This is a genomic window from Streptomyces sp. UH6 (genome assembly GCF_013421635.1).
GTDB classification, from domain to species: Bacteria; Actinomycetota; Actinomycetes; order Streptomycetales; family Streptomycetaceae; genus Streptomyces; species Streptomyces abyssomicinicus.
In genome coordinates this window covers 1-3,523 of the sequence record NZ_JACADT010000608.1, presented here as the reverse complement: position 1 = coordinate 3,523, position 3,523 = coordinate 1, and the positions used below count along the sequence as shown (strand labels likewise).

At 69.2% G+C, this 3,523-nt stretch carries 4 protein-coding genes and 1 pseudogene; 3 read left to right on the top strand and 2 right to left on the bottom strand.

The genetic code is table 11. From position 1 onward, the window contains the following. The first annotated feature begins 326 nt into the window (after positions 1–326). Positions 327–1,187 (top strand): 3-hydroxybutyryl-CoA dehydrogenase, encoded by an 861-nt coding sequence (locus HW445_RS22920; RefSeq protein ID WP_180222852.1) that lies wholly within the window; start codon positions 327–329, stop codon positions 1,185–1,187. 89 nt (positions 1,188–1,276) lie between these two features. Here HW445_RS22920 and HW445_RS22915 read toward each other — a convergent pair. Beyond that, positions 1,277–1,517 (bottom strand): annotated as a pseudogene (locus HW445_RS22915) (thioredoxin-disulfide reductase); the annotation flags it as partial. A gap of 10 nt (positions 1,518–1,527) precedes the next feature. Beyond that, on the bottom strand, positions 1,528–1,950 hold the full coding sequence (locus HW445_RS22910) for an arsenate reductase ArsC (protein ID WP_180222851.1): 423 nt from the start codon (positions 1,948–1,950) through the stop codon (positions 1,528–1,530). Positions 1,951–2,057: 107 nt separating this feature from the next. On the opposite strand from HW445_RS22910, the gene HW445_RS22905 reads away from it, so the two are divergent. After that, entirely contained in the window at positions 2,058–2,366 is a 309-nt protein-coding gene (locus HW445_RS22905) for a helix-turn-helix transcriptional regulator (protein WP_180222850.1), read from the top strand. Then, positions 2,363–3,451, top strand: a complete 1,089-nt coding sequence (arsB, locus tag HW445_RS22900; RefSeq protein WP_180222849.1) for an ACR3 family arsenite efflux transporter — start codon at positions 2,363–2,365, stop codon at positions 3,449–3,451. The genes HW445_RS22905 and arsB overlap by 4 nt, the downstream gene beginning before the upstream one ends. Positions 3,452–3,523 lie beyond the last annotated feature (72 nt).

The window sequence follows — 3,523 nt, the reverse complement described above, 5'->3', positions numbered from 1 at the left end:
CGCGACATCGGCCCCGGCCGCTTCGGCACCGGTGGCGAACAGCGCGGGAAGCGCGGCCAGCGCGCTCGCGGCGAACGTCCTGCGGGTGAGCCCTGCCATCAGCCGTACCTCCATCGGGTCGCGCCCCGGCCCCACGCGGAGGCGGATCACGGACCCTCACGTTTCGCGGCCGCCCGGGCACGGGCAGTACCGCTGAGACATCGGTCACCCAGCATGCCCCACCCGAATGATCGATCGTCGGAGCCGCGAAGGTAACGTGCTCGATCGGAGCAGGCGCCGACCGACGGCACCCTGTCCGACCCGATGATGATCACGAAAGGGACGATGTGAGCGACATCGAACGCGTGGGAGTGGTGGGCTCCGGCCAGATGGGAGCCGGCATCGCCGAGGTCTGCGCCCGCGCCGGTCTGGACGTGAAGGTCGCCGAGGCCACCGGCGAAGCCCTGGAGATCGGGCGTACCCGCGTCTTCACGTCGCTCCAGCGGGCGGTGGAGCGCGGCAAGCTCACCGAGGAGGAGCGCGCGGCCACCGAGGCGCGCCTGGACTTCACCACCGACCTCGGCGAGTTCCACGACCGTGACCTGGTGATCGAGGCCGTCGTCGAGAACGAGCAGGTCAAGACGGAGATCTTCCAGGTCCTGGACCAGGTGGTCACCCGCCCCGACGCCATCCTCGCCTCCAACACCTCCTCCATCCCGCTCGTGAAGCTGGCCGTCGCCACCTCGCGTCCGGACCAGGTGGTGGGCATCCACTTCTTCAACCCGGCGCCCGTGCAGCAGCTCGTCGAGCTGATCCCCGCGCTGACCACCTCCGAGGGCACCCTCAGCCGGGCGCAGCTGTTCGCCGAGAAGGCTCTCGGCAAGCACTCCATCCGCGCCCAGGACCGCTCCGGTTTCGTCGTCAACGCGCTGCTGATCCCGTACCTGCTGTCGGCGATCCGGATGTTCGAGTCGGGCATCGCCAGCCGTGAGGACATCGACAACGGCATGGAGATGGGCTGCGCCCACCCGATGGGGCCGCTCAAGCTCTCCGACCTGATCGGCCTCGACACCGTGGCCTCGGTCGCGTACTCGATGTACGAGGAGTACAAGGAGCCCCTGTACGCCGCTCCCCCGCTGCTCCAGCGCATGGTCGACGCGGGCCGGCTGGGCCGGAAGTCCGGGTCGGGCTTCTACACCTACGGCTGACGTCTCAAACCGTGGTCTCCGAGCCGGCAGTTCAGCTCAGGGACCACGGTCTCGTCCATCGCGCGAGTGACGAGCAGAACTCCAGGCCCGATGTCGTCCTCGACGGTCTCCGGGCCGAACTTCTCCGCCTGGGCCCGCACGTTCCGCATCACGTCCGGGCCGTCGACGCCCTCGGGAAAGCCGGGGGAGTTCTCGACCTCGGCGGTCGTCGTCAGCGGGCCGCCGACGTGAAGCGCGCCGCCGAACACCGGCGGCGAGCCGGGCCCGGGCCGTGTGGAGGGCCGTGGTGCAACCGGGCGGGCCGGAGCCGACGACGGCGACCTCGCGCACCTCACCGCGCTCACGCCGTGGCCTCCGGCTTCTCCGGCGCGATCTCCGCGATCAGGCCCTCGACGAGCTTCTTGATCTCGTCACGGATCGGGCGGACCGCCTCGACGCCCCGGCCGGCCGGGTCCTCGAGCTGCCAGTCGAGGTAGCGCTTGCCGGGAAAGACCGGGCAGGTGTCCCCGCAGCCCATGGTGATGCAGACGTCGGACTCCCGCACGGCGTCGACCGTGAGCATCTTCGGCACCTCGGCCGAGATGTCGATGCCGACCTCGCGCATGGCCTCGACGGCGGCCGGATTGACGTTCCCACCCGGGTCGGAGCCTGCGGAACGCACCTCGACGCGGTCCCCCGCCAGGTGGGACAGCCACGCGGCGGCCATCTGGGACCGGCCCGCATTGTGGACACAGACGAAGAGAACGGAGGGCTTCTCGGACATGGAGGGACTCTCTTGTCTCGCGACGGCATCAGGCACTACTGAGTTCAGCGAACAATGACATCAGCACCTGGTGATGTCAGCCACCACTGATGTGAAAGTATCAGTACATGCTGATGCCAGTCGACACTGAACTGATCAGGGTGCTCGCCGACCCGCTCAGGCTCCGGATCGTGACCCTGCTGGCCCGCGAAACCCTCTGCACCACGCACCTGGTCGAGGAGACCGGCGCCAAGCAGACCAACCTCTCCAACCACCTGCGGGTGCTGCGCGAGGCCGGTGTGGTCGAGACCGAGCCGTGCGGCCGGTTCACCTACTACAAGCTGCGGCCCGACGTCATCGCCCAGCTCGCCGGACAGTTCACCGACCTGGCCGAGTCCGCTCGCAACGCCGCCGACAACAAGAGGGCCTGCCCGTGACCCGCACCGAAACAGCGGCACCGGCCGCCGAGGAGTCCTCGGTCGTCGCCCAGCTGTCGACGCTCGACCGCTTTCTCGCCGTCTGGATCCTGCTCGCCATGGTCGTGGGCCTCGGCCTCGGGCGGCTCGTCCCGGGCATCAACGACGCCCTCGCCGCCGTCGAGATCGGCGGCATCTCGCTGCCCATCGCCCTCGGCCTGCTGATCATGATGTACCCGGTGCTGGCCAAGGTCCGCTACGACAAGCTCGACGCGGTCACCGGTGACAAGAAGCTGATGGTCTCCTCCCTGGTGATCAACTGGATCGTCGGCCCGGCCGTGATGTTCGCGCTGGCCTGGATCTTCCTGCCGGACCTGCCGGAGTACCGCACCGGACTGATCATCGTCGGCCTGGCCCGCTGCATCGCCATGGTCATCATCTGGAACGACCTCGCCTGCGGCGACCGCGAGGCCGCCGCCGTCCTGGTGGCGCTGAACTCCGTCTTCCAGGTGATCGCGTTCGGCCTGCTCGGCTGGTTCTACCTCGACCTGCTCCCCGGCCGGCTGGGCCTCGGCGACGGCCAGAGCCTGGACGTCTCCCCGTGGGAGATCGCCCTCAACGTCGTCATCTTCCTCGGCGTGCCGCTGCTGGCGGGCTTCCTCACCCGCCGCGTCGGCGAGAAGAAGATGGGCCGCGAGAACTACGAGACGACGTTCCTGCCCAAGATCGGCCCCTGGGCCCTCTACGGCCTGCTCTTCACCATCGTCGTCCTCTTCGCCCTCCAGGGCGACACCATCACCTCCCAGCCGCTGGACGTGGCCCGTATCGCGCTGCCGCTGCTGGTGTACTTCACGGTGATGTGGTGCGGCACCTTCCTGCTCGGCAAGGCGATCGGTCTCGCCTACGACCGCACCGCCACCCTCGCCTTCACGGCGGCGGGCAACAACTTCGAGCTGGCCATCGCGGTCGCCATCGCCACCTTCGGGGTGACCAGCGGCCAGGCCCTGTCCGGCGTGGTCGGCCCGCTGATCGAGGTCCCGGTGCTCGTCGCCCTGGTCTACGTCTCGCTGGCCTGGCGCCGGAAGTTCGCGCCAACAGTGCGGTGACGGTGCCTCCCTGACGACGTCGACGGACGGGTGCTCTTCGACGTGGCCACCGCCCGCCGCCGCGCCCTCGAC

Coding starts and splice junctions, on each gene's coding strand:
- HW445_RS22910 (WP_180222851.1), bottom strand. CDS start 1,950: ATGTCCGAGAAGCCCTCCGTTCTCTTCGTCTGTGTCCACAATGCGGGC.
- HW445_RS22905 (WP_180222850.1), top strand. CDS start 2,058: ATGCTGATGCCAGTCGACACTGAACTGATCAGGGTGCTCGCCGACCCG.